The organism is Sulfoacidibacillus thermotolerans (assembly GCF_003144315.1).
GTDB lineage: Bacteria > Bacillota > Bacilli > Alicyclobacillales > SLC66 > Sulfoacidibacillus > Sulfoacidibacillus thermotolerans.
The window spans coordinates 1-2,315 of the sequence record NZ_MPDK01000066.1 but is presented as its reverse complement, the minus strand read 5'-3'; the positions used below and the strand labels follow the sequence as shown (position 1 = coordinate 2,315).

Genomic DNA, 2,315 nt, shown 5'->3' with positions numbered 1-2,315 from the left:
AAAAGGGATGAAAATCTCGCAACTGGCTCAAGCAGCAGGGGTTTCCATCCCCTATCTTTCGTCTGTTGAATTGGGGCGGGTGAAAAATCCGAGTTACGCAGTAACAGAAAAGATCGCGGGAGCGTTAGGGATTCCCGTGGAAGAATTATTGCTCCCGGACACAGGAAAAAAGAAATACGACAATCGTCCTGAACGCGCGTTTGCGGTTGACTTAAATCGGCTACGTGCGATTCGGATGAAAAAAAAGCTATCGATGAACGAGGTGGCGCGAAGGTCCGGACTCAGCGTATCGACCATTTCCCTCCTCGAAAGTGGGAAGAGGCGAGGGGTTGGTTTTGATACGATTTCTAAACTAGCCAAAGTATACGGCTGTGATGTGGGAGAGTTGTTATTATCGCGTGAATTTTACGTAGATGTCAGTGCGTTGCTCCTTCAAAGCGAAGTAGTGATCATCGGAGGGGAGGAGATTGACATTCGGGATCAGATGGCCAAACAGCGGGTGATTGAACTGCTTGAAATCGGGAAAGCGTGGATTAAAGAAGCTAACAAAGACAACAAGCAATCAGATAAAGAAAAGTGACCACTCGCTCTAAATTTTAGAAAGCTCAACTTTGAGCTTTCGAGATTTTTTGAGTCAGTCCCCAATTTTGGATTCTGACCAATTCTTCGCCGAAAAGTGTGTATCAAATTGGTGTATGTTTCTATCGTTTGACGTACTTGTTCCATTCATCTCGCCGCCTAAGAGTTAGAAATTCTTGAAGACGACAAGGGGCGTGAATTTAATTCACACCCTTGTCTTTAGGCATGGGGAGTGGTCGCAAAGTGCTAAAAAGATAACATAAATAATATAGTTGACAAAAATGACAAAAGAATTTATTGTGTAGTTATGGATTGGAGGAGGTGTTTGTGGAGGAGCCGTACATGACGACTTCCGAACTTTGCGATTGGCTAAGAATCACAAGAACAACAGTTTGGAAGTGGAGAAAAGAAGGAATGCCTTATCACGGAAGTGGAAAGGCGCTTAGGTATAAACGTTACGAAGTGGAGGAGTGGCTGAAAAAACGGGAATCTGAAAACAAATAAAGGAATTCGCCTCCCCTACTAAGATTAGCGAATTCCTACAATCAACGCACAAGGAATGCGTTCAACTCCATTGTACCACTGCATCCTTGTGCAAAACAAGGAGGAACCCCGATGAAAAATCTTACAATTTTAGAGCGCGATGGTGTATTTGTAGCTGACAGCCGAGAAGTGGCTGAAACGATCGGGAAGGAACATAAACACTTACTTAGAGATATTGACAGATATATTTCAGTTTTCGAAAAAGCTGCCTCATCAATCTTAAATATACCAAACCCAACCAGTCCAAAGTTGGACTCGTTGAATTTCTTTATTCCAGATTCTTACCGAGACAGCAAAGGCGAAATCCGAAGAAAGTACAACATTACTCGCAAAGGTTGCGACATGATTGCAAATAAAATGACTGGAGAAAAAGGCGTTTTATTCACAGCAGCCTATGTCACGAAGTTCGAGGAAATGGAGCGCGCCACTCAAACGTATCAAAAGCAACTTCCCAAAAACTATAAAGAAGCATTGTTGGCGCTTGTGAGTCAAATTGAAGAAAATGAGAAAATTGAGTCAGAAAAACGTGTATTAGAACGGTTGGTTGTTGAAAATGCACCAAAAATCTCTTATTTGGAGAAAATCCTGCAATCAACAGGCACGTTAGCGATCACGCAAATCGCGAAAGATTATGGAATGACGGGACAACAGCTCAACAAAATTTTGCACGAAGAAGGCCTGCAATACAAAGTAAACGGCCAGTGGGTGCTGCGAAGCAAATACCAAAATCAAGGATTGACGAAATCGAACACGTTTTTGTTTGAGAAAGCGGATGGCGAAATGGGCTCTACTGTTGCAACGCGATGGACACAAAACGGCAGAATTTTGATTCACCAGATTTTGGAGAAGCGTGGAATCGTTGCAGAATCGGATCAGCAGAACCACTCTTTGCAAACAAAGGAGCGATCAAATTGAGCGAATCACTTCAAAAACTGTTTGTCCTTGCCGAACAAGCGGCCATTTATGCGGAAATTTTAGAGATTGCAAGCGCGCTTTTGTACGACGAGGTTCTATCCAAAGAAGAAGTTGCAGAGCGCCTGCTCGCCGTTGCGCAGGAAATCAGCGGAAACTTTCCTGATGCAAGAACAATCTTCGCAAATAGGCATTTGGCGCTGGCAAAATAAAAAATACTTACCCCGCCCCCAACGGTTGAGAAACCAAAAGGGGGCTTTTTTCGTGGCGAAAATTCCAGT

4 protein-coding genes are annotated in these 2,315 nt (G+C 43.5%); all 4 read left to right on the top strand.

What is annotated here, in order from left to right; all coding sequences use genetic code 11:
- A partial coding sequence (locus tag BM613_RS14260; RefSeq protein ID WP_146192845.1) for a helix-turn-helix domain-containing protein occupies positions 1 to 580 on the top strand: 580 nt, incomplete at its 5' end.
- A 326-nt stretch (positions 581 to 906) separates the two neighbouring features.
- The gene (locus tag BM613_RS14255) at positions 907 to 1,083 is read left to right on the top strand and encodes a helix-turn-helix domain-containing protein (RefSeq protein WP_109431824.1); all 177 of its coding nucleotides are present in this window, start codon (positions 907 to 909) and stop codon (positions 1,081 to 1,083) included.
- A 111-nt stretch (positions 1,084 to 1,194) separates the two neighbouring features.
- Positions 1,195 to 2,037 (top strand): phage regulatory protein/antirepressor Ant, encoded by an 843-nt coding sequence (locus tag BM613_RS14250; protein ID WP_109431823.1) that lies wholly within the window; start codon positions 1,195 to 1,197, stop codon positions 2,035 to 2,037.
- Positions 2,034 to 2,246, top strand: coding sequence for a hypothetical protein (locus BM613_RS14245; protein WP_109431822.1), 213 nt, complete (start codon positions 2,034 to 2,036; stop codon positions 2,244 to 2,246). The genes BM613_RS14250 and BM613_RS14245 overlap by 4 nt, the downstream gene beginning before the upstream one ends.
- Positions 2,247 to 2,315: the final 69 nt, after the last annotated feature.